The 22,441-nt window shown below is 58.2% G+C and carries 21 protein-coding genes; 5 read left to right on the top strand and 16 right to left on the bottom strand.

All coding sequences use genetic code 11. The annotated features are described in order from the left end of the window. Positions 1 to 376: 376 nt before the first annotated feature. The 16 genes from NNA36_RS18050 to NNA36_RS17975 form a co-directional block, all read right to left on the bottom strand. Positions 377 to 1,327 (bottom strand): XdhC family protein, encoded by a 951-nt coding sequence (locus tag NNA36_RS18050; protein WP_255109665.1) that lies wholly within the window; start codon positions 1,325 to 1,327, stop codon positions 377 to 379. Beyond that, positions 1,320 to 1,772, bottom strand: a complete 453-nt coding sequence (locus NNA36_RS18045) for a CoxG family protein (protein WP_255109663.1) — start codon at positions 1,770 to 1,772, stop codon at positions 1,320 to 1,322. Before NNA36_RS18045 ends, NNA36_RS18050 begins: the two co-directional genes overlap by 8 nt. A 103-nt stretch (positions 1,773 to 1,875) precedes the next feature. Beyond that, positions 1,876 to 2,661 carry an XdhC family protein gene (locus NNA36_RS18040; RefSeq protein WP_255109661.1) on the bottom strand — a complete coding sequence of 262 codons (786 nt, stop codon included), beginning with the start codon at positions 2,659 to 2,661 and terminating at the stop codon, positions 1,876 to 1,878. Further along, a complete protein-coding gene (locus NNA36_RS18035) occupies positions 2,658 to 3,845 on the bottom strand; it encodes a VWA domain-containing protein (protein WP_255109659.1) in 1,188 nt (395 codons plus the stop codon). The genes NNA36_RS18040 and NNA36_RS18035 overlap by 4 nt, the downstream gene beginning before the upstream one ends. After that, positions 3,842 to 4,717, bottom strand: a complete 876-nt coding sequence (locus NNA36_RS18030; RefSeq protein WP_255109657.1) for a MoxR family ATPase — start codon at positions 4,715 to 4,717, stop codon at positions 3,842 to 3,844. The genes NNA36_RS18035 and NNA36_RS18030 overlap by 4 nt, the downstream gene beginning before the upstream one ends. A gap of 62 nt (positions 4,718 to 4,779) precedes the next feature. Beyond that, positions 4,780 to 7,206 carry an aerobic carbon-monoxide dehydrogenase large subunit gene (locus NNA36_RS18025; protein WP_255109655.1) on the bottom strand — a complete coding sequence of 809 codons (2,427 nt, stop codon included), beginning with the start codon at positions 7,204 to 7,206 and terminating at the stop codon, positions 4,780 to 4,782. After that, entirely contained in the window at positions 7,203 to 7,697 is a 495-nt protein-coding gene (locus tag NNA36_RS18020) for a (2Fe-2S)-binding protein (protein ID WP_255109654.1), read from the bottom strand. The genes NNA36_RS18025 and NNA36_RS18020 overlap by 4 nt, the downstream gene beginning before the upstream one ends. Positions 7,698 to 7,708: 11 nt before the next feature. Then, a complete protein-coding gene (locus NNA36_RS18015; protein ID WP_255109652.1) occupies positions 7,709 to 8,563 on the bottom strand; it encodes a xanthine dehydrogenase family protein subunit M in 855 nt (284 codons plus the stop codon). A gap of 149 nt (positions 8,564 to 8,712) precedes the next feature. Continuing rightward, positions 8,713 to 9,816 carry an MHYT domain-containing protein gene (locus NNA36_RS18010; protein ID WP_255109650.1) on the bottom strand — a complete coding sequence of 368 codons (1,104 nt, stop codon included), beginning with the start codon at positions 9,814 to 9,816 and terminating at the stop codon, positions 8,713 to 8,715. Between the two features lie 204 nt (positions 9,817 to 10,020). Continuing rightward, positions 10,021 to 10,611, bottom strand: a complete 591-nt coding sequence (locus NNA36_RS18005) for a ferric reductase-like transmembrane domain-containing protein (protein ID WP_255109648.1) — start codon at positions 10,609 to 10,611, stop codon at positions 10,021 to 10,023. Between the two features lie 30 nt (positions 10,612 to 10,641). Further along, on the bottom strand, positions 10,642 to 11,130 hold the full coding sequence (locus tag NNA36_RS18000; protein WP_255109646.1) for a twin-arginine translocation pathway signal: 489 nt from the start codon (positions 11,128 to 11,130) through the stop codon (positions 10,642 to 10,644). Between the two features lie 460 nt (positions 11,131 to 11,590). After that, positions 11,591 to 12,121, bottom strand: a complete 531-nt coding sequence (locus NNA36_RS17995) for a DUF1415 domain-containing protein (RefSeq protein WP_255109643.1) — start codon at positions 12,119 to 12,121, stop codon at positions 11,591 to 11,593. A gap of 223 nt (positions 12,122 to 12,344) precedes the next feature. Then, positions 12,345 to 13,418: an AbrB family transcriptional regulator gene (locus NNA36_RS17990; protein WP_255109640.1), complete on the bottom strand. Its 1,074-nt coding sequence runs from the start codon at positions 13,416 to 13,418 to the stop codon at positions 12,345 to 12,347. A gap of 42 nt (positions 13,419 to 13,460) precedes the next feature. Further along, on the bottom strand, positions 13,461 to 14,846 hold the full coding sequence (locus tag NNA36_RS17985) for an FAD-binding oxidoreductase (RefSeq protein WP_255109638.1): 1,386 nt from the start codon (positions 14,844 to 14,846) through the stop codon (positions 13,461 to 13,463). Between the two features lie 35 nt (positions 14,847 to 14,881). Continuing rightward, positions 14,882 to 16,327: a sulfatase-like hydrolase/transferase gene (locus tag NNA36_RS17980; protein WP_255109635.1), complete on the bottom strand. Its 1,446-nt coding sequence runs from the start codon at positions 16,325 to 16,327 to the stop codon at positions 14,882 to 14,884. Between the two features lie 3 nt (positions 16,328 to 16,330). Beyond that, positions 16,331 to 16,819 carry a MarR family winged helix-turn-helix transcriptional regulator gene (locus NNA36_RS17975; protein ID WP_255109632.1) on the bottom strand — a complete coding sequence of 163 codons (489 nt, stop codon included), beginning with the start codon at positions 16,817 to 16,819 and terminating at the stop codon, positions 16,331 to 16,333. Positions 16,820 to 16,944: 125 nt separating this feature from the next. Here NNA36_RS17975 and NNA36_RS17970 point away from each other — a divergent pair, with 125 nt between their 5' ends. The 5 genes from NNA36_RS17970 to NNA36_RS17950 form a co-directional block, all read left to right on the top strand. Further along, positions 16,945 to 17,892 carry a tripartite tricarboxylate transporter substrate binding protein gene (locus NNA36_RS17970; protein ID WP_255109628.1) on the top strand — a complete coding sequence of 316 codons (948 nt, stop codon included), beginning with the start codon at positions 16,945 to 16,947 and terminating at the stop codon, positions 17,890 to 17,892. Between the two features lie 69 nt (positions 17,893 to 17,961). Beyond that, entirely contained in the window at positions 17,962 to 18,504 is a 543-nt protein-coding gene (locus NNA36_RS17965; protein WP_255109626.1) for a hypothetical protein, read from the top strand. After that, positions 18,504 to 20,102, top strand: a complete 1,599-nt coding sequence (locus NNA36_RS17960) for a tripartite tricarboxylate transporter permease (protein ID WP_255109622.1) — start codon at positions 18,504 to 18,506, stop codon at positions 20,100 to 20,102. Before NNA36_RS17965 ends, NNA36_RS17960 begins: the two co-directional genes overlap by 1 nt. Continuing rightward, on the top strand, positions 20,099 to 21,613 hold the full coding sequence (locus NNA36_RS17955) for a sulfatase-like hydrolase/transferase (RefSeq protein ID WP_255109618.1): 1,515 nt from the start codon (positions 20,099 to 20,101) through the stop codon (positions 21,611 to 21,613). The genes NNA36_RS17960 and NNA36_RS17955 overlap by 4 nt, the downstream gene beginning before the upstream one ends. A gap of 332 nt (positions 21,614 to 21,945) precedes the next feature. After that, positions 21,946 to 22,441 (top strand): integrase arm-type DNA-binding domain-containing protein (locus NNA36_RS17950; RefSeq protein WP_255109615.1); only part of this gene is annotated, 496 nt, incomplete at its 3' end.

Raw genomic sequence — 22,441 nt, 5'->3', positions numbered from 1 at the left:
CATCATGCCATAGCGCTTCGCCGGATCTAGGGGCCGGTCGGGGTTCCAAGTCTGTGTTTGGAGGTTCCAAAGCAAAAGGCCACACTGGAAAAAATCGTTTTTGCAAACAACTACCGCTCCTCACATTCACTTTTGGAAGGGCATAAGACGGCCCATTGCCGCCAGCCGTCGTCGCTCCCCGCACCGTGATACAGCAACACGAAACCAGACCTTCACTTCACTTTGAACGAACATCCGAAACGCGGGACAAAGGTGCCATTCAATGGAGCAATTCCGCCAAACAATTCAGGTAGCCGGGGGCCAAGTGAGTTTGCCGATCAATCTCCCTAAACAAGCGGCTCAAGTCCGAGGAACTCCAACTGTGAAATTGCCAGGGCTAAGCCGCCCGTCCCTGCCGCTCCCCGCTTGTGCAGTAAATGCTTGACGGAAACGCCTCAATGACCTGCGCCAGCGCCGACACCGCAATGGAGGGGGCGTTGCGAAGCGAGGGCACAAGGCCGATCGGCCCCTTCAGACGGCTCAGGGACTGCGTGTCGACGCCATCTGCCTGAAGGTTAGCAAGGCGCATTTGATGAGTTTTCCTGCTGCCAAGACACCCGATGAAACGTGCATCGGTCATCAGCGCCGCCTTTAACAATTCCGGTTCCCAGTCATGGTCGTGGAACAATGTCAAAAACCCCGAAAAGCTGTCCAAGGGTAATGCCAGCTGGGCCAGCGGATTGGAAATGAAAGCCGGATCCAAAGACGAGACATGCCTCACGGCCTCAAGATCGGCTTCGTCTGGCGAATACGCAAGAGTTTCAAAGCCTGCAGCCTCGGCAACCTGCACCGTGGCGCGAAACACCGCCCCCCTGCCCGCAATCGCAAGCCTCGATTTTGGCGAATACAGGAAACTCGCAAGGCCGTTTCCTCCGGGCAGTGCGAAATCCATGCGCGTCGCGCTCCTCTCCAACAGCGCCGAGTGGGCGTCGTGCAAAGCTTCCGGGTCTGGTCGCGCATCCAACAGCAACTCCAGAGAGCCCCCGCACGGGAGCTTGAGATCAAAGAACGGCGATCCTTCACCGTATCGGAGCGTCTTGGCCGGATCGTCGCTTTCAAGCAGGGCAAGCGCCTGCAGACGGATGTCCCGGTCGATACAGCCATTCGACATATAGCCGATCATGCTGCCGCTTTCGCAGACCACGGCCAGCGACCCGACTTCGCGCGCGGCACCGCCCTTGATATCGATTGACGTGATCAGAACACACCGCCGACCTGCATCAAGCAAGTCAACGGCGTGCCCCAACACGTCAACCGCGTGCTCCGTATAGACGTGCGGATCAGGCAACGGATTCTTCCGCCATGACATCCGCAAAGGCCTTGAAGAACTTTGCGGCCAGCTTCTTGGCCGTGCTTTGGATCAGCCGGCTTCCAAGCTGCGCCAGCTTGCCGCCGATTACGGCCTTGGCCTCATACCGCAGGATGGTCTGCGCACCATCTTCGGTCAGGGTCACGTCGGCCCCGCCCTTGGCATGGCCAGCCGCGCCACCATTGCCCTGCCCCTCCAGCGAAAACGCCTCTGGCGCCCCCTCGGTATTAAGCACCACATCTCCGGTGAATTTCGCTTTCACGGGGCCAACCTTGAGAACAACTTTGGCCTCGAGTTCGGTGTCGGATTTCTTGATCAGCTCTTCGCAACCGGGAATACAGCGTTTGAGGATCTCAGGGTCGTTCAAGGCGGCATAGACCACGTCGCGCGGGGCATCGATGATGATTTCGTCAGCCAGTTCCATGGCGGTTCCTTTCTTTGGTCAGCAACAGGGGTATTTGATCGTGGCAAGCACCTCGGCCTGTTCTGGCGAGGGTTTGAAGACACGTGTGAAGGCTTTGAAAAACTTACGCATTCTGGCTCCTTTCGATGGAGGTTCGGCGCACGGTGATCAGTTCCGCCAAAATCGAGAGTGCGATTTCCTCGGGCGTAACGGCACCAATGTCCAACCCGGCCGGAGCCGAAACGGTCGCAAGCGCGGCCTCGGACACCCCCGCCTCAGAGAGCTTCCTCGAAAGGGCCGCGAATTTCTTCTTGCTACCGACAAAGGCGACGTATTTCGCGTCCTGGGAAAGCGCGTCGCGCAAGGCATCGAGATCGCCCTGCCCTTGGGTCGCCACGACAACCGCACTCATCTTGCCAGACACGGCCGCGCCATCGACTGCACGCGAGATCGACCAGTGGAACTGCGGCGCGATCTGCGCCAGAGCCTCGGCGACGGGCGAATTCCCAAGCACCGTCAACGCCGGCATGGGCAGACAGGGTTCGATAAAGATGTCGATGGTGCCACGAGAGGGGCACCCGTTGCGCGCATAAAGCACGCCCTCCACGATGGCCCCGGCGCTGACACCGATATCGTTCAGGAAGTCCTCTGGCGCGACAGACACAAGCCTTGGGGTGCCGGTTTCCAGAGCCTCAAGGGTGGCACGTCTCACCGCGCCACGGGTGCAGCCGCCGCCAAGAAACCCGTGCAGGATCGTGCCATCGGCACCAATGATCGCCTTTGCGCCGGGTTTTGCCGCGGTGGTTCCGGCGGTGCGCACGATCGTTGCAAAGGCAAAGGGTTGCTCCTTGGCGCGCAGGGCTTGGGCGGTTTCTGCCAGATCGGGTGAAAACAGTTCTGCAGGGGTCATAGCGTTACCAGCTCCTTCTCCAGCGCGGCGAGATCCGCCAACGTGTTGGCCGCGACAAAGCGGTCCAGATGCGGCAAGGCGGCGGCCATACCTGCGGCGACGGGGGCATAGTCGCGCCAGCCTTTGAGCGGATTGAGCCAGATGATGGCGCAGCCGCGTTTGCGCAGCTTGGCCAGCGCCGCATCAATATGTTCGGGCGACGAGGTGTCATAGCCGTCCGACAGGATCATCACGACCGAGCGGCCATCAACGAAACGGCGCGCGTAGGTGCCTGCGAACCGCTCCAGGCTCTCGCCGATTTTGGACCCGCCACCAAAGCCATCCGCCATTAGCGACATGCGTCCGATGGCACGCATCGCATCCTTGTCGCGCAGGGCCTCGGTGATCCGCACAAGGCGCGTGTGAAACAGATAGGCGTCCGCGGTGGGATCGCCGCGCATCAGCCCCGCAAGAAAAGCGAGGAACACCTGCGCATAGACACTCATGGAGCCCGACACATCGCAAAGCGCGACGATCTTGCGGCTGCGATCGGGGCGTTTGCGCTTGATAAGCCGGATGGGCTCGCCGCCGGTTGCGAGGCTGCGCCGGATGGTTTTGCGAAAATGCAGCCGGTCGCCTTTGCGGGCCGCAATGCGGCGGCGCGAGCGGCGGTCACGCAGCGCGTTGCCAAGACGGCGGGCAATGTCTTCGGCTTGCGCGATCTCTTCGGGGCGCACCAGATCACGCAGATCTCGCCGCGACAGATTGCGCACCTCGGTCGCGATCAGCTTTCCTTCCCCGTCACCGTCCGCTTCTCCCGTCCCGCCGTCCGGCGTCGTGGCGCTTCCTGCTCCGCCGGCGTCTTCTCCCTTGGCATCGCGCGAGGAATGCACACTGTCGTCCCCCTTTGCAGGCGGTGTCGCCTTGGGCATCACCTTGGTCCGCACGCGGCCGGCATCCATCCAGAAACTGTCGAACAGAGTATCGAACCGCTGCGCCTCGTCTTTGCAGCCGGTGCACACCGCCTTCAGCGCGCGGCGTGCCTCGGCAGGATCGGCAGCCTCGACATGGGTCAGTGCCGACAAGGCCGTTTCGGTTTCCTGCACCCCAAGGCGCAGGCCATTCTCTCGCAGGTGAGCAAGAAAGCCCGCCATACGCGCCGTCGCGCCGGGATCGCGGCCTGCAAAGCGGGTCACACGGCTCATGCGGCTTTCCCCGCAATGCGTTGTGCTACGTCCGAGGTGATATGGGCGCGATCGCTTTGGGTTTTCAAAAGTGTTGTGAGCGTGGCTTTAAGGGCTGCGGGATTCTCGGTCAGATCACCAATGCCCAACCCCATAAGGGCCGCGGCAAAATCCAGAGTTTCTGCGATACCGGGCACTTTCTCCAATTCCTCTTTGCGCAGCGTCTGCACGAACCCGATCACCTGCTCGGCCAGGTGGGTCTCGATCCCCGCGCAGCGTGTTTTCAGGATCGCGAGTTCGGTTGTCCGGTCGGGATAGTCGACATAGGCGAAAAGACAGCGCCGTCTCAAAGCGTCTGATAAATCCCGTGTGCCATTCGATGTCAGGATCACGGTCGGCACGGTGGTCGCCGTGATGGTGCCAAGCTCCGGCACCGTGATCTGATAGTCGGCGAGGATTTCAAGCAGGAAGGCTTCGAACTCCTCGTCCGCCCGATCAATCTCGTCAATCAGCAGCACCGGAGAGACATCCTGCGTGATCGCCGCCAGCAAAGGGCGTTCCAGCAAATACTCTCGCGAGAAAATCCGATCCTCGACCGCCTTGCCGGTCTCGCCCGCTTCGGAAGCGGCGCGGATCGCGAGCAGCTGCCGTTGATAGTTCCATTCGTAGATCGCCTGCGCGGCGTCCAGCCCTTCGTAGCATTGCAGGCGGATCAATCGCGTATCTTGCGCAGCCGCCAACACGCGGGCCACTTCGGTCTTGCCAACACCCGCTGCCCCTTCAAGAAGCAAGGGGCGCTGCAGCGACAATGCCAGATGCAGCGAGACCGCAAGATCCTCTGATGCGACGTAGTTCTGTTCCGCGAGCGCGGATTGAAGGGTGGTCCAGGACATGAGCGCCTCGAATGGGTTGAGTGGCGCGCGCAGCGATCCCCATGGCTGCGCGCGCAGGGAGCTTAGCCGTGAAGGCCCAGCTCGTTCGCAGTCTTCCAGATCCGCCAGTGGTCATGCGGCATATGCGTATGGCGCAGACCAAAGGCGCGGAAGGCGTCGTTCACCGCGTTCGAGAAACACGGCACACCGCCCACATGGGGGCTTTCGCCGACGCCCTTGGCCCCGATCGGGTGGTGCGGGCTGGGTGTCACGGTGTGATCGGTCTCGTAGTTGGGAACTTCCCAGGCCGTCGGCAGGAAAAAGTCCATCAGTGTACCGGTCTTGACGTTGCCCATCTCGTCATAGGCAATCTCCTGCCCCAGAGCGACAGCCAGCGCCTCGGTCAGGCCACCATGAACCTGCCCCTCGATGATCATCGGGTTGATGCGGGTGCCGCAGTCATCCAGCGCATAGAAACGGCGGATGTCGGTGACGCCTGTGTCCACGTCGATGTCCATCACACAGACATAAGCTCCGAAGGGATAAGTCATGTTGGGCGGGTCATAGTAGCTGACCGCCTCCAGACCCGGCTCGATCCCCGGGATGGCCTGATTGTAGGCGGCGAAGGCGATTTCCTTCATCGTCTTGAACTTTTCAGGCGCGCCCTTGACCACGAAACGGTCGACATCGAATTCGACATCGTCGTCGTGCACCTCCAGCAGGTAGGCCGCAATCATCTGCGCCTTGGCGCGGATCTTGCGCCCCGCCATGGCCGTTGCCGCCCCGGCGACCGGGGTAGACCGCGAACCGTAGGTGCCGAGACCGTAAGGCGCGGTGTCGGTGTCCCCTTCCTCGATGGTGATCGAGTCTGCGGGAAGGCCGATCTCGGTCGCAAGGATCTGCGCAAAGGTCGTCGCGTGACCCTGACCCTGAGAGATCGTGCCGAGGCGCGCAATTGCAGAGCCGGTCGGGTGGATGCGGATTTCGCAGCTGTCGAACATGCCCAGACCAAGAATGTCACAGTTCTTGACCGGACCCGCGCCGACGATTTCGGTGAAATGCGTCAGGCCAATGCCCATAAGCTTGCGGGTCTTGCCCGCCTTGAAATCCTCGACCCGCTGCGCTTGTTCAGCGCGCAGACCTTCGTAGTCGACGGCTTTCAACGCCTTGTCCCACGCGGTGTGGTAATCGCCCGAGTCATACTCCCAGCCCAGTGCAGACTGATAGGGGAACTGTTCCTTCTTGATGAAATTGATCCGGCGCAGCTCGGCTGCGTCCATGTTCAATTCGATCGCCAGAACCTCGATCATGCGTTCGATGAAATAGGCCGCTTCGGTCACGCGGAACGAACAGCGATAGCTGACCCCGCCCGGCGCCTTGTTGGTATAGACACCATCCACGGCCAGGTAGGCGGTCGGGATGTCATAGGACCCTGTGCAGATGTTCATGAACCCCGCCGGAAACTTGGTCGGGTCGGCGCAGGCGTCAAAGCCACCATGGTCCGCCGTGGTATGACACCACAGGCCGGTGATCTTGCCTTCCTTCGTGGCGCTGATCTTGCCCCGCATCCAGTAGTCGCGGGCAAAGGCCGTGGTCATCAGGTTTTCCATCCGGTCCTCGACCCATTTCACCGGAACGCCGGTGACAATCGAGGCCACAACCGAACAGACATAGCCGGGATAGGCCCCAACCTTGTTGCCGAAGCCACCTCCAATGTCGGGCGAAATCACGCGGATGTTGTGCTCTTCGATCCCGGAAATCAGGCTGACGACGGTGCGGATCGCGTGCGGTGCCTGAAATGTGCCATGCAGGGTCAGCTTGCCGTTGACCTTGTCCATCGAAGCCACACAGCCGCAGGTTTCCAGCGGACATGGGTGCGTCCGGTGGTAATAGACCATCTCTTCGGCCACCACGTCGGCCTCACCCATCACTTGCTCGGTCGCGTCTTTCTCGCCAACTTCCCAGGTGAAAATGTGGTTGGGGTGTTTGCGGGGGCCGTGGGCACCATCCGGAATGCTGCCACCTTCGCCCATCAGGTCTTCGCGCAGAACCACATCGGACTCCAGCGCCGCATGGGGATCGGTCAGAACCGGCAGTTCTTCGTATTCCACCTCGACCAGCTCAACAGCATCGGCCGCGATATAGCGGTCCTTGGCGACCACAAAGGCCACCTCCTGCCCCTGGAACAGAACCTTGCCATCTGCCAGCACCATCTGCTTGTCGCCAGCAAGCGTTGGCATCCAGTGCAGGCCAAGCGGCGCGAGGTCTTCGGCGGTCAGAACGGCGATCACACCATCCAGAGCCAGCGCCGCCTCGGCATTGATCGACACGATCCTTGCGTGGGCATAGGGCGAGCGCACGAAATCGCCATGCAGCATTCCCGGCAGTTTGATGTCATCGACATAGTTGCCCTTGCCTTGGGTAAAACGGGCATCCTCAACGCGCTTGCGTTTACAGCCCATACCACCCAGCGCATCTGCGCGTTCTTCGCGGGTCAGTTCCTTGTTCATTGTGCCGCCTCCTTTGCAGAGTTCATCTCGGCCGCGGCGGCGAGGATGGATTTGACGATGTTCTGGTATCCGGTGCAGCGGCAAAGATTGCCCGCCATGCCAAAGCGTACCTCTTCCTCGGTCGGGTTCGGGTTTTCCTCGAGCAGCTTGGAGGCACGGGTGATCATCCCCGGCGTGCAAAAGCCGCACTGCAAGCCGTGATGTTCCTTAAAGGCTTCCTGCAGCACGTGAAGGCTGTCTGGATTGCCAAGCCCCTCGATGGTGGTGATCTCGGCGCCATCCGCCTGTGCCACGAAGACGGTACAGGATTTCACAGACTTGCCGTTCATCGTCACGGTACAGGCACCGCAGTGCGAAGTTTCGCACCCGATGTGCGGGCCAGTCTTGCGCAGCCGTTCGCGCAGCGTGTGGATAAGCAGTTCACGAGGTTCGGCCAGGAATTCCTGCTCCTCGCCATTTACGGTCAACGTGATGTGTTTCTTGTTTGACATGATCTCTCTCCTCAGGCCCTGGCCCAGGCGTTTTCGATCGCGCGGCGCAGGATGACCGCCGCTGCATGACGTTTGAATTCGATGGGGCCGCGGTTGTCCTGCGTCGGGTCGATATCGCCCAGCATGGCATCCACCGCTGCCTTGACGGCCGCATCATCCAGCGACGTCCCTACAAGGGCCGCACCTGCCGCGTCCGAGTGAACCGGCGTATCGCTGAGGTTGGTCATGGCAATGGACGCGGCCGTGCACGTGCCCCCCTCCTTGGTGAGCAGCACCGCAGCCGCCGCCGTCGCATAGTCGCCAATCTTGCGCTTTTGCTTTTCGTAGGCGTAGCCGCCTGACGGGGCTTCAAATGATACAGCGGTCAGGATTTCATCATCTTCCCGATCCGTCATATAGGCTGCTTCATAGAAGTCGCGGGCCGCAACCTCGCGCTCGCCCTCGGGACCAACCAGGGTAAAGGTCGCATCCAGGCATTGCATCAGGCCGGGCATGTCGTTTCCCGGATCGCCATTGGCGACGTTGCCACCAACGGTGCCCATGTAACGCACCTGCGGGTCTGCGATCTGCAACGATGCCTCGCGCATGATCGGCGCGGCCGATGCCAACTGCACATCATTGATGATGTCATGCTGCGTTGTCATCGCACCGATGCGAATGGTGTTTCCCTCGATGGAAATCCCGCTCAGCCCGTCAACATCCTGAAGGTCGATCAGGTGCGGCACCTCGGCCATGCGCAGTTTCATCATGGGGATCAGGCTGTGACCGCCTGCAAGCACACGTGCGTCGTCTCCATGTTCTTCAAGAACGGACAGTGCGCCCTCCAAATCCTTTGGACGATAGTATTCAAAGGCAGCTGGAATCATTGCCTCTCCTCCCTTCAGCAATTGTTCTGGCTTCCAGGAAGGCTGGCGCGACGCGTGGTCTATGGCCCGAAAAAACACTTTGTTTTCGTACATTTTGCACGAAATGCGCCTGAGGCTGCACGAGTTGCGCGGAGAGCTAGCGCGAAATGCTAGCCAAAGGCGGTCAGCGCGGCTTTCAGGTTCGACCGGCTGACCGGCACAGGGGGAAGATCGGCCTCACCAAAGGTGCACTGGCCCTTGTCCTTGGTCCGTTCGAACCCGACGACACGCCGGGGATTCACGATATAGCTGCGATGAACACGCAAAAAGCCGGTCGGCTCGAGCCGCTTCACGGCTTCGGTAATCGGCCAGACGCAGAAGTATTTCTCGGTGAGGGTATAGACCTGAGTATAGTGACCGTCAGCCCGCACAAACACCACGTCCGGCGCAGCAACAAAGACCTTGCCGCCGTCCCGTTCACAGGGGATGCGCAGGGTAGCGGCTGGCTGTTCCGGCACGGCCGCGTTTTCGGAACCCTCCGCCTCCGTCGTCGGGACATTCGCAGGCACCAGATAGGTTGTTCCAACCCAAAGGAACGCACCGAAGATAACAAAGCTCGACAGGATCACCCCAACTGCCATGACTTCGTTGCTGATGACCGGGCCAAACTCGCGGATGTTGTCCAGAGCCACAAAATTAGTGCCCGCCATGGCCAGAAAATGCACCGAAAAGACGGCGACACCGAAACACACGGTCCCGATCACAATGGTCCTGTTAGACCGCTCGTTATAGGCAATGCCGATGGCCAGAATGCACAAAACGATTGCCAGAACCGACGACCCGAGAACCCCCGGCAGGGTATAGACGGGTTTGCACAGCTGCATGCCGGCCATGCCGACATAATGCATCGCCAGAATGCCAGAGCCGACAATCGCGCCGGCCGCAATGATGATCTCTCTGGAACGCTCGGTGAAATGCAAAAGCACAAGCGCCAGGGCAACCATGAGGATCGCGATAAGCGCCGAAGCCAGCGTGATCGCGGCGTCATAGTAAAACAGGATCGGCAGCTTCAGCCCCAGCATCGCAACAAAATGCATCGACCAGATCCCGCCACCCAACGCAATGGCGCCAAGCGCAACAGCCAGCCTGCGCTGCGAGAGCGACTTTTCGGACAGGTCCCGCGTCAGGGACAATCCCGTCGCGCCCGCAACCAAGGCGACGACAAAAGAGATCGCCACCAGCCATTGGTTATGTCCGAAGTCCAGAAAGTCCATGCGCCGCACAATGCCGCAGCGCATTTCGTATTTCAATCTTCACCTTAACACAGCAACGGTTCACCGGACCAAACCCCATCCTGCCCCACGTTCAGCGAGCCGGTGTTTGCTTCGGTGACAATAGCCAGAGAAAGCAAGGCGGTCTCCGAAGCAACTGCTGACCTGTAACGCCTGAATACCAGAAAATCAGCTTGATCCGCCCAATCAACGCCAAATGGTCCACGCACGCAGGTCTTTCAGGGCCTTGGCAGTTGCCACCAGAACAAACAGGCAAAGCGCCGATTTCGTGACGATCTCCATTGCCCCCTCGATCAACATCGCGTGAACGATGCTGACGCACACGACACCTGTCGTCAAAGGCAGGTGAATGCGCCTCCACGTCCGCGGCGATAGTCGGGCCCTGCGGCGAACGGCAGCCACCGCTCCGGTCAGAAACAAAGCCCACATGCCGATCACGCCCCAGGCAGAGAACGGCGTAGGAGACCTGAAGAGCAAGGCATCAACGACATCAGGCGGGCTGGTTATCCAGAGCGCGATCACATGGACGGCGACAGCGATGATTACCCCAAATCCGATCCAGCGATGCACGCGCCTTCCGCGCGCGCCCGCGAAGCCCGGCAATTGGTTCGTGGCCAGCATCGGCTGCACCAGCATCAGCACCATCGCGAAAATCCCGGCAAATCCGGCGAGGATATAGACAGCACTTCGCCACGCCAACAACGGGCTTGCCGCTGCTGCCGCCATCGGAACCGTCATCACCGCGATCAACAAAAACCAGATCAGCCAGCTGTTCACTCGGTCGCGCATATGTTCCAGTCGCCCCGTTCAGGCAGGTTCCAGAACGAAATGGGCTTCCAGACTGGTATCTTTCGAACTCGACATGACCGGGCGCAGGAAAACCGTTTTGAAGTCACCACTGTCATAGGCAAGGTGCCCATGCGGCTGACCAAAGGCCGGAACGATCTGCGGCATCTCCAGCCGGAACACCCCATTCGCATCGGTAAGCGTCGCCCCGTGACTGTGCCAGTCGCGTTCATACCCCTCCGTCGTATGCGCCCAGATCTGGATGCGCTGACCCGCAAGAGGCATACCGTCGCCCGCGCGTCGCACGGTCCCCGACATCCAGAACCCTCCACCGCCGATCCGGTCAACGATTGGCGCGCCAGCCATGTAGTTATTGGCGCCTCCCCGCATCGAGCGCGTCGGCCTGAGCCCCGACGCCCGCGCAGGCACCGCGATGCCGGACACGACGCCCGAAACTGCGGCGATCCCCGTGGTCACAAACCTGCGGCGCGTAATCCGATCTGTGGTCATGACAAACGCTCCATTCGGGTCATTCAGGTCGAAAGATCGAACACCAGGCATACAAACATGGTGATCCATCAACGTTGTAGGGCCACAATACAGAAGACACGCTCCAAACCCAAAGACACAGCTTCGTGAACCCCTGCCATACTTGCAATGGCAGGACATGGACTACGCACTTACGGCCTTCAACAGCCATACGACAACGCCACAACGTGATCCCTGCCCTAAAGGGTTGATCACACGTCTGATGGCGGCAGCAGGCAGGCTAATATGGTCATCGAAATCGAATGCCGCGATTCAACTTATCTAAGGCTTACGCTTCCTTTCATCCTGCCGCATTTCATGGGACCTGATGGATGTCACGCGACCTTTCCCAAAACTGAAAAAAAGCCCTCGCTTCGCTCAAGCCGCCTTTGAACCAGAAAAACTGACGGCAGAAGCGGCTACAAGGCAACGCAAGCCGTTTCTATGTACCCCAGGGGCAGAGAGCTTCGACCTGGCGGCGACCAAGCTTCTTCAGTGTTTCTATATTGTCCAAATAGATCTTCTCGGGATCCGAAACATGAGCGAGAACTTTGCTCATCTGATCTTGACGCAGAAGATGTATGGTTGGAAAGGGCGAGCGATTGGTATAGTGGCCAAGATCGTCCGCGGGCACACCCTCAAATTGATATTGAGGATGAAATGACGCCAATTGCACATCTGCTGTTAGTTCAGCTTGCTCCAACAACTGCTGAAACCAGTCGAGTACGTCGAGGAAATCTCCGAAGTCTTCAAGACTTTGGGTAAACATGAGCAAGCTCGTGGCCAAATCGTTTTCGTTCGTCTCAAGCAGGCGTTGCAATTCAGTCAGATAGAATTGCTGTAGTTCTGCGTCGGCAGTGCCATCACAGACAGCGTAGTGGACTTGGTTTCGGGCTATGACGCTCGACGAAAATGGACATAGATTTAGGCCTACTACCATTTGTTCAAGCCATCGACGGGTGGTTTCGACCACGTCTTGATGAGCTGCTGAGAGCGTCTTGGGGTCAAACTTATTGATGCGATATTTCCTTTGTCATTTTGACGAACTTAAAACTGTTCCGAACATATTTCCAATTTGTTTGTTGAAACCAACCATCGACACGGCGCAGACACAATCGTCAGTGCGTCATTCCTTTCGTCGCAATTGTTAATGAGCCCACGGCTCCTGTTTCTTGCACCTACATGTCTGGCTGGACCTAGGGTTCTGGCCGGCTATTTCCAAACCGCTTGAACAGCAAACCGGCCAGGCCCACGGTGAACAAAATGCGAAAGAGATGATGGGTCGAGACAAGAACCGGACTGACCCCGAGGCTGAGCGCAACAAGGCTCATCTCGGTGACCCCGCCAGGCGCAAAACTGATCAGCAATGTCTGGAAAGACATTGAAAGGAACTGTCCCAGCATCAATGAAAACGCCGATGCTATGGCAAGCGTCACCATGACCGATACAAAACCAAGAGCGACGGCGGACACCAGTCTTCGTGGGGTTGTCTTGGCAAACTGTGCGCCAAGGCTTGCGCCGACGATTAGCTGGGCAAGGTTGAGAAGTGCCGGAGGCCCGTCCAGATCGATACCACCCGATGATTGCAGAATTGCCGTCAGTACCAACGGCCCAAGCAAAGGGGCCGCCGGCAATCGTGAGGCTTTGCCGATCCAAAGGCCAGCGGGGGCAATTGCCGCCACCATCAGCCAATCGTTCCAGTCAGATGGCCCCCTTTCAAGTGCCTGACTCGCTGCACTCCCCACGGCTTCTCCGGTCACCACCAGGAAAAGCAGTGGAACAATCAGGATCACCAGCACGATACGCACGAAATGCTGGATGCTCAGTGTTTCGACATCTCCGCCCGCTTTCGTCCCCATTTCCACTGCTTCGATCAGCCCACCCGGCATGGCTGCATAGAACGAGGTTGGCCGGTCATAGCCACCCAGATGATGAAAAATGACATAGTTCGACGCCTGCGCCAGAACGACAAAACCCACCATCGCACACAGGGTAACGGCAAGTGTCGGCGCCATGGACAGCACGTCAGGCGTGAAGGTCGCGCCAATCATCGTGCCAATCACGGCAATGAATACCTCGCGTAGGGTTTTGGGAAAGAACACCGGATAGCCCGTGCGCGCGGCGAATGTCAGCGCAAGGATCGCTGTTGCCACAAGGCTTCCAAGAAGGAAGGGAATTGGCCACCCCATCGCAAGCGCCGCAAAAGCCCCGGCCAACGCTGGCACAAGAACCAGTGTCAATTGCAAGGTTCTGGACTTGAGGTCTTTCATGCGGATGACGGTTCTATTTGGCGGAGCACGCGGTGTTTCCGGTCAGTTAACCGAAACCAGCTTTCCCGGGTTCATGATGTTCAGCGGATCAATAGACTGCTTCAACTGCGCCATAAGCAGGTAGGCCGTTCCGTGTTCCTCCGCCATGTATTTCTTCTTGCCGGTTCCGACGCCGTGTTCGCCCGTCACCGTGCCCCCAAAGGACAACGCTGTCCGGTTTACATCGGACGCCAGTTGCTTGGCCCGCGCCATTTCGTCGGCATTTTCTGGATCAATCAGGATAAGAAGATGATAGTTACCGTCGCCAACATGCCCCACGATCGGAGCGATCAGGTTGGACTCGGCGATCAATTCCTTGGTGCGCGCGATACAATCGGCCAGAGCCGATATCGGAACGCAGCAATCCGTGACGACGCCCTCGCAGCCTTTTCGAAGCGACTTGCCCGCGTAATAGGCATTGTGACGTGCCTGCCAAAGCCGCTCACGATCTTCCAGCTTCGTGGCCCAGTCAAAACCCGAGACTCCAAATTCTTCTGCCACGCTTTCAAACAGCTCAACCTGTTCTTTGACACCCGCTTCGGATCCGTGAAACTCGAGAAACAGATGCGGTTTTTCGGGCAGGTTCAGGTCGGGGTTGAAGATGTTCATGCCCCTCATCTGCACGTCATCCAAAAGCTCGATCCTGGCCATGGGCAGTCCCATTTGAATGGCCATGATCACCGTGTTCACAGCATCATCAATGGTTTCAAACGCACAGGTGGCCGAAAGCTCGGTATCCGGCCTCCCGAACAGTCGCACTGTCAATTCGGTGATGATGCCCAAGGTCCCCTCGGCCCCAACAAAAAGGTGGGTCAGGTCATATCCGGCCGAGGATTTACGGGCGCGCGACCCCGTGTTGACAACCCTGCCATCCGGCAAAACGACCTCGAGTGACAAAACGTTTTCACGCATGGTGCCATAACGAACGGTATTGGTCCCTGACGCGCGGGTCGAGGCCATGCCGCCCAGCGTGGCGTCCGCGCCCGGATCGACCGTGAACATTAGTCCCGTTGCACGAAGTTCGTCGTTCAGTTGTGTGCGTGTGACGCCCGGTTGCACAACCGCGTCCAGATCGCTCTCGTGAACTTCCAGAACTTTGTTCATCCGGTTTGTGTCAACACTGATGCCGCCATGGATCGGGATCACATGCCCCTCCAAGGAAGTCCCGATGCCAAAGGGAACAACGGGTACTTTATGTGCCGAGCATATCTTCATGATCGCCGAAACTTCCTGCGTGCTTTCAGGGAAGACTACAGCATCAGGTAATGCTGGTTCCGAATAGGCCTCGTCACGACCATGGATTTCGCACACTGATTGGCCCGTGGACAAACGGTCCCCCAGAAGGTCGCGCAGTTCAGACAAAGCCAAAGAAATAGTATCCTGCGTCATGGCAGATCCTCGTTTTGATTTTTCCCAGAAGCCGCTCAGGTGGCGGGCGGTGGCGTTGCGGATGGCGCACCCAGTTTCGACGCAGCCTCTTTGCCGCCATAGGATTCAATCATTGCGTCCTGATCTTCGAAGGCTTCCGTGTTGACAGCGTCCGGATCGCAAATCTTGCGAAGCTCTGCCTGCATTCGGGCAAGCTCGCCCGCATAAGCCGGATTCTGCGCCTGGTTGATCAGCTCCTCGGGGTCCTCGGCCAGATTGAACAGCTCAGGCTCAAAGCCGACATATTCGATCAGTTTCAGATCGCCCTTACGCAGCATGAACTCGCCAGACACCGCGCCGATCGCGTGGTATTCGCTGAACACGGCACGATCGGTGTCGTCTTCTGACGCGGCAATGTCGTAGAGCGATTTCCCGGGCCTCTCTCCCGGAAGCTCGGCATCAAAGTGGTCGATGATTGTCTCCGAGATGTCCAACAGGCTTGTTGTCGTGTGACTGGTTGGTCGGGGATCGACACCCAGATCGGGCGCAGGTGCAACAATCAACGGGATCGCGGCGGATTCCTCATACATGTTCATCTTGCCCCACAGGTCGCGAACGCCAAGGTTTTCGCCGTGATCGCTGGAATAGATGATCGTTGTATTGTCGAACTGTCCGCTGTCTTTCAGCGCAGCGACGATCCGGCCAACATTATGGTCCATGTAGCTGGTCAGGCCATAGTAAGAGGCGATTGCGACGCGTCTCTCTTCCTCATCCTTCCATCCATCCTCTCCGACCATCGCATCCGCCATCTTGTCCAGCCAGGGGTGACGTATATAGCCATCCTTGAGCCGCAGCTTGTCTGGTGGAAGCTTGTCCAATGGATAGAGGTCAAAGAACTCCTGAGGCGAGATCAGCGGGTGGTGCGGCGCGACAAGCCCGACATAGAGGCACCAGGGCGCGGCGCTGTCTTGGGCCTTCGACAACCAGTCACAGGTCATGTCCGTGACGCTGCGATCGTATTTCGTGTAGCTGCTTTCGCCGGGTCCGATCCTGTCGCCCATCATCCGCACGTGCTTGTTATAGACGCGTTCGTCCTCGCGGCGGATCGACCCCCAGACCATACCAACGCCATCCGCGACATGCATCGGGATGTGCTGCACATCAAAGCCACTATCGTCTTCTGCCGTTCGGTAGTGAAGCTTGCCGATGGATTCGACGCGAATACCCTTGTCCTGCAAGGCATGCCCCCAGCCGCGCGGCGTTCCCTTGTAGGGCATCGCGTTGTCCCAATTTCGAATGTCGTGCACTTGGCGACCTGTTGCAAATGCCGCGCGGGCAGGAACACAAATCGGAGACGGCGTATAAGCGTTTGTAAAGCGCGTGCCTCGTGCCGCCAGTTCATCCAGATGCGGTGTCTGCACCACCGCATGATCCGCACAGGACATGGCACGAGCCTGGTGTTGATCCGAAAGTATGACGAGAAGGTTGGGCGTTTTTTTCATGGCTTACTCTTCTTTCCGGATGGGTTTGGGATCGGCGAAGTCCGTCTTTGTAGCGGCATCCGCCATGACCCGGATTGCCTTGTAAATCACGGCCAGTTCTTCTTCGCTAAGCGTGGCAATGAGGTGCTGCTGCCGTGCATCCAGCACCGGGCCAAGCCGTTCATGCGCGTCGCGTGCTTTCTGGGTCAGCTCGATAACATGCTGACGCTTGTCACTCTCAAAGGGATGCAGCACGACATAGCCTTTTTTTTCCAACACGCTCAGCATCTTGCTGAACTGACTCTTGTCGATACCTGTGGCTTTGCGCACGGGTGTCGTCGTGTTTTCGATCCCCAGGGCAATCACCCGAACAATCCGCCACTGTGCGAGATTCAGGTCGCCATAACGAGAGATGATCACCTTCGCTTGCGCGTTGAGCGCAGAGTTAAGTTGGGAGATCTGAAAGGGCAGAAGCAAACCCAAATCGATCGCACTGTCTCGCGAATTAGTCATTCTTTCGCCTCCTCTTCTAAAGGGTTTTATTGTCCACTTGGTGGAAATGTCAACTTGATTGTTGACTTTTCCACCTTATTGATCGAAAACAGGCGTCAACCAATTTGCGCTTCAGGGAGGAAAGCATGAAGAAGTTACTCAAACTCGCGGCCGTGGCAGCAACGGCACTAAGCACATCCACCGCTGCCATTGCTGCAGACTGGACCCCGCCCGGCCCCATCAAAATGATCATCGCTTTCGCCGCTGGCGGAGGGGCAGACACACAGGCCCGCCTGATCGCTGAAGAACTAGAGGCGACTCACGGATGGAAGATCATCCCCGAGCAAGTCACTGGCAAAGGCGGTCTGAACGCCGTGAATGCGCTCAAGGATGGCGCAGCAGACGGTACGGTTATCGGAATGATCGTAACCGAAACACTCGGATACAACATGGCCTCGGCCAAAGCAGGCAAGCCCACCGATGTGACCGCGATCACCACTACGGCCGGCACGCAGATGGCAATCGTTGCATTGGCCTCCAAGGGATGGAAAACCTTTGGCGACGTTATTGAGGCTGCGAAAGCCGGAGAGGATATCCGCTTTGGCGTGATGACGGGTATGCTGGGCGACCTTGCGTATATCACCGGCAAAGAAAACGGCGTTGATTTTAACATCATCTCCGTGAAAGGCGGCAAGGCGGTCATGAACGGCCTGAATGCAGGTGACATGGACATCGGCTTTGGTGCCGGCATCCAGGCCAAGGCGGTTGCTGCAGGCGATATGGTTGAACTGGCATCCGCACGCAGTGAACCGCTCAAGAACTCACCAGATGCGCCAATGCTGTCAGAATTTGGCGTCGACTATGTCAATGAAACAGCTTTCCTGTTTGCTGGTCCGCCGAACATGGACCCTGCTGCGCGTGATGCCATTGCTGCTGCAATCGCAAAAGTTGTGAACACCGAAGGTGGCAAGGCCAACGCGTTTATCACCAAAGGCTTTGGCGGCCCCGTTGTTATCTCGGGAGATGCGCTGGATGCCGCGCTTCAGCAGGACTTTGACTCCTCGGGCGCTCTCATTGCAGCCGCAGCCGAATAAAACGGCGCACTGGCAATCAGGGCGGCGGTTGCCGCCGCCCGCGAGCTTCTACCAGCAAGCGAGACAGACATGCGTAAACTCTCTGCCAGCACGGCACTGGGTGTGGGATGCATTGCATTCGCTTTGATCCTTGCCTTTATCTGGATACCACTCGACACCGAGACCTGGTTGGTTGAGCGCAAACGCGGGCGCTATATCGCCGGTGACAGTCTTGCACCGACGCTGGCCGCGGGTTTCATCCTGATTGCGGGTTTAATGCTCCTGTTCGAACGCCAGGCGTCTGACTATCGCCCGACACGCTACAATCTGGCCTTTATCGGGACGATTTCGACAATTGGTATCGTGGGCATTCTTCTGATGAGATGGGCGGGCCCCATCGCGGCAAGCATGTTCGGGGACGGTGAGTACAGGCTTCTGCGCGATACGGCTCCCTGGAAATACATCGGTTTTGTCCTGGGAGGCGGCACGATGATTTTCTGCATCGTTTCGTTTGTCGAACAGCGCGTAACCTGGCGTGCATTGTGGATCGCACTTGTGGCGGTGGTCGCGATCATCGCCATGTATGACCTGCCATTTGACGACGTGTTGCTACCACCAAATGGGGATGTCTGATGACTGATTTGGGCACCATCGAATACATCTGGCTCGGCATACTTGCGGTTTTTCAGGGGCCCGAGGCATTCTCTCTGCTAGGTGTTTCAATCTCGATCACCGTGATGATGGTCGCGTTCGGTCTGGTGCTGGGCATCATTGTCGGGGCCACGCCCGGTTTGGGCGGGGTGATCGCGATGGCGATTTCCCTGCCCATCCTCATCTCTATCTTTGGCTTCAATTCGGACGCGCTCCTGCCCGTGATGGGGTTTCTGATTGGCGTCATGAAAGGATCCACAGTCGGTGGTGCAGTTCCCGCGATCCTGTTCAACACGCCCGGCACGCCCGACGCCTATATGACAACGCTGGACGGTTATCCGATGGCGCAAGCGGGGAAAGCTCGAAAGGCGCTCAAGGTTTCACATTTCTCATCTGTCGCGGGGGACACGTTCTCTGACATCGTTCTGATTGTCTGTGCGCCATTCCTTGCAATTCTGGTCGAAGCCTATCTGGACCTCCCCGAAAAGACGGCCCTTTTGATACTGTCTCTCAGCTTTATCGCTGCGGTTGTCGGCGGATCCGCCGCAAAGGGCCTGCTCAGCTGCGGACTTGGCTTGCTGGCTGTCTATATTGGAACCGGAGAAGACTTTTATCCGCGCCTCAGTTTTGGCAGCAAAGCCTTGTCCGACGGGATACCAATCACCGCAGCCGTAATTGGCGTGCTCGTGATCGGTGCAATCTTTGGCGAGTTGGAAAGCCTGTGGAGCCAGAGCCGTCGAACAGGCGCGATCAAGGCCGCCCGGGACGAAGGGGACCAGCGCCTTCACTGGTCCGATATCCGACGCATCTTCCCGTACATTGGTAGATCAGCCGTTATCGGTACCACCATCGGGGCACTTCCCGGGGTCGGGTCAACGCTTGCCGCAACAATCGGATACGCCGCGGGCAAACGCATTCACGCCAAGAAGAAAAGGCCGCAGGACCCTGAATTTGGACAGGGGGCGCCCGAAGGCATCGCCGCAACCGAAGCCGCTAACTCCTCTGTATCCGGCGCTAACCTTATTCCGGTCTTGTCGCTTGGCATTCCCGGCAATACGGCCGCAGTCTTCCTGATACTCGCCGCAGAATCCATCGGCGGATTCAATCCGGGACCTGCGGTCTTCAAGTTTTCATCCGACCTGAACCCTGAACTCGTGATTGCCTTCGGGCTTTTCACGACGATGATCCTGGCCAATCTCCTGAACTGGACAGTTGGCGGGGTGTTCATGCGGTCGATGGGAGCCCTTATCCGTGTCCCGAAACAGTATCTCTTGCCCGTAGTCCTGCTGCTGACGCTTGCGTCCCTCTATGTTCAGGAAACCTCGATGAGCGCGATCTGGTTTGCCTTCGGGTTTGGTATCCTTGGCTATTTCATGATGCGCTTCGGAATCTCTCCGCTCCCGTTCGTCATTGGGTTCGTCCTCGGCGGACGTATCGAAGACACTGCCAGACAGGCGTTTTCCGCAACCGGTGGTGATCCGTGGTTCCTTCTCAAGAGCCCGATCGCTGCCACATTCATCCTATGTGCCTTCACCGTGATTTTTCTATCTCTCCGCAAACCAAAGGCAGACAAGACATGACACGCCCGAATATTCTGTTCATCACGTCCGACCAACAGCGCGGAGATTGCTATGGGTTTCGCGGGCGCAATGTCTACACGCCGCATCTGGACATGCTTGCCGCCGAAGGTACCAGCTTGGAAACGGTCGTGACGCCTTGTGTGGTGTGCCAGCCTGCCCGGGCCTCCATCCTAACGGGCCTCTTGCCGCGCACCCATGGCGTTCACGACAACGGTATCGATCTGGATCCCGAATTGGGTGAAAAGGGCTTTGCGGCTTCACTTTCTGCGGCGGGCTATCACACTGCAAAGATCGGCAAGGCGCATTTCGCGACCTATCACACCTTTGGTGATAGCAACACGGTCGAGTCCATTCCCGGATCGGCCAAGGTGCCAGAAGGGTGGCGCGGGCCTTACATGGGGTTCGATCATGCCGAGCTCGTCCACATTGGCCACAACTGGTGGCTCCCCGAGAAACCTCCTGCCGGGTTGGCCTATGAAGAATGGTATTACGCAGATGGTCGGGGAGATCAGAAGAACAAGCTACTCTGGGAAAGCCACCACGGGCACAAGGATGCGCCGCAGGTCTGGTCGTCGAAATTGCCGGTGGCCTATCACAACTCGACCTGGATCGCCGACAGGGCAATAGACTTCCTCAAGCAGGAGCACGAAGAGCCGTTTTGCATGTGGGTCTCATTCCCCGATCCGCATCACCCGTTTGACTGCCCCGAACCCTGGGCATCGTTGCATCGTCCCGAAGATGTCGATCTACCCGAGCACCGCAGACGCGATTTCGAAGGGCGTCCGTGGTGGCACCAGGCCGCTGTCGAAACCAAGATCGAGGGTGCTGGCGCCGAAGTAAGGACCAGCTACTCTCGATACCCGGAAATACCGGACGAACAATTGCGCGAGGTCATCGCAAATACATATGGGCAGCTGTCCCTGATTGACCACTCGGTCGGCCGCATTATAGCAGAGCTGGAAACCCAAGGTTTGGCGGACAACACCTACATCGTTTACACCGCCGACCACGGCGACTGGCTGGGCGATCACGGCTTGGTTCTGAAAGGGCCAATGCCGTTTGAGGGGCTCTTGAATGTCCGCGCCATCGTGAAGGGCCCAGATGTACCCGCCGGCAAGGTCAGCCATGAACCGCTTTCGACCCTTGATCTGGGCGCAACATTTATGGATTGGGCCGGGGCGGACAGCCTGATGGATATTCATGGCCAGTCCATGCGCGACGTCATCTCGGGGGACGGTACACGCGACGCCGCGTTGAGTGAATGGGAACTGCTCCCTGGTCGCGTGGGCGTCGGATTATCCCTGCGTACAGTGCGCAGCAAGACTGCCAAACTCACTGTGGACCTGCAGTCAGGTGCCGGTGAGATGTATGATCTGGAGATCGATCCACACGAGCTTCGCAATGTATATGATGACCCTGACTACGCCTCGATGAAGGCCGACCTGACCGAAATCCTGATGTCGCGCCCTGACGACATGCGCCCCAATCAAGTGCCTGTAGGAATGGCGTAAAGGGGGCCAAAATGCCAAAGTCTCCCGCGTCGAAAGCGCTCACCAGCGCGTCCAACAGCACGTGTTCAAGATGCTCTATCCCCATGCCGAACTTACATCTCGCTCGATCTCGATGATCGACAGCAACAAAACCTATTACGGGCAGGTAAAAATGGTGCCCCCACACGGCCCTGAAGCCCCATATCTTTCAAACTCGCCTTACCTCAATCTCTACCAAGACAATTGAAGTTATTGATCTTTTTCACACCAGTGAGGATCATGCAGTCTCGACATGCCTCAATCAATACTATAGCAAAAGGTGGACTGAGGGGTGGACTAGTGAGGCTGCTTTATTGGCAACCAATCGACTGAATGCACGAACCGCGGCAGCGCTGGATGCTGGCAAATACTGTGACGGTGCGGGGCTGTGGCTGGCAAAATCTGACGCCAAGAACGGCAAATGGTTCCTGAGAGTAACCGTGCACGGCAAACGCCGTGAGATGGGCCTTGGGCGGTGGCCCGATGTTTCCTTGTCAGAAGCTCGCACCAGAGCCGAGGCCGCAAGACTCGAACTGCGAAACGGACTGGATCCTATTCGAGAGCGTCAGAAACGACGGCTCGAAGCCCAGCGCAACCTGCACCTGTTTCGAGATGTAGCAAAGGACGCCTTTCAGGCCCGGCAAGCGGAACTAAAAGGGGATGGAAAAGCCGGTAGATGGTTCAGCCCTCTGGAGCTTCATGTCCTGCCTAGACTGGGACACATCCCAGTCGCCGAGATCAATCAACTCGATATCCGTGATTGCCTGTCTCCCATCTGGCATTCGAAGGGGGAAACCGCAAAGAAAGCTC

Origin of the sequence: Shimia sp. CNT1-13L.2, from assembly GCF_024331145.1 — a bacterium.
Lineage (GTDB): Bacteria > Pseudomonadota > Alphaproteobacteria > Rhodobacterales > Rhodobacteraceae > Shimia.
Note: the sequence above shows the minus strand (reverse complement) of the source record. Positions and strands in the feature narration are given on the sequence as shown.

Coding starts and splice junctions, on each gene's coding strand:
- NNA36_RS17965 (WP_255109626.1), top strand. CDS start 17,962: ATGCGTAAACTCTCTGCCAGCACGGCACTGGGTGTGGGATGCATTGCA.
- NNA36_RS18035 (WP_255109659.1), bottom strand. CDS start 3,845: ATGAGCCGTGTGACCCGCTTTGCAGGCCGCGATCCCGGCGCGACGGCG.
- NNA36_RS18040 (WP_255109661.1), bottom strand. CDS start 2,661: ATGACCCCTGCAGAACTGTTTTCACCCGATCTGGCAGAAACCGCCCAA.
- NNA36_RS17980 (WP_255109635.1), bottom strand. CDS start 16,327: ATGAAAAAAACGCCCAACCTTCTCGTCATACTTTCGGATCAACACCAG.
- NNA36_RS17985 (WP_255109638.1), bottom strand. CDS start 14,846: ATGACGCAGGATACTATTTCTTTGGCTTTGTCTGAACTGCGCGACCTT.
- NNA36_RS17955 (WP_255109618.1), top strand. CDS start 20,099: ATGACACGCCCGAATATTCTGTTCATCACGTCCGACCAACAGCGCGGA.
- NNA36_RS17990 (WP_255109640.1), bottom strand. CDS start 13,418: ATGAAAGACCTCAAGTCCAGAACCTTGCAATTGACACTGGTTCTTGTG.
- NNA36_RS17970 (WP_255109628.1), top strand. CDS start 16,945: ATGAAGAAGTTACTCAAACTCGCGGCCGTGGCAGCAACGGCACTAAGC.
- NNA36_RS17960 (WP_255109622.1), top strand. CDS start 18,504: ATGACTGATTTGGGCACCATCGAATACATCTGGCTCGGCATACTTGCG.
- NNA36_RS18020 (WP_255109654.1), bottom strand. CDS start 7,697: ATGTCAAACAAGAAACACATCACGTTGACCGTAAATGGCGAGGAGCAG.
- NNA36_RS18010 (WP_255109650.1), bottom strand. CDS start 9,816: ATGGACTTTCTGGACTTCGGACATAACCAATGGCTGGTGGCGATCTCT.
- NNA36_RS18000 (WP_255109646.1), bottom strand. CDS start 11,130: ATGACCACAGATCGGATTACGCGCCGCAGGTTTGTGACCACGGGGATC.
- NNA36_RS18045 (WP_255109663.1), bottom strand. CDS start 1,772: ATGGAACTGGCTGACGAAATCATCATCGATGCCCCGCGCGACGTGGTC.
- NNA36_RS18030 (WP_255109657.1), bottom strand. CDS start 4,717: ATGTCCTGGACCACCCTTCAATCCGCGCTCGCGGAACAGAACTACGTC.
- NNA36_RS18015 (WP_255109652.1), bottom strand. CDS start 8,563: ATGATTCCAGCTGCCTTTGAATACTATCGTCCAAAGGATTTGGAGGGC.
- NNA36_RS17975 (WP_255109632.1), bottom strand. CDS start 16,819: ATGACTAATTCGCGAGACAGTGCGATCGATTTGGGTTTGCTTCTGCCC.
- NNA36_RS18025 (WP_255109655.1), bottom strand. CDS start 7,206: ATGAACAAGGAACTGACCCGCGAAGAACGCGCAGATGCGCTGGGTGGT.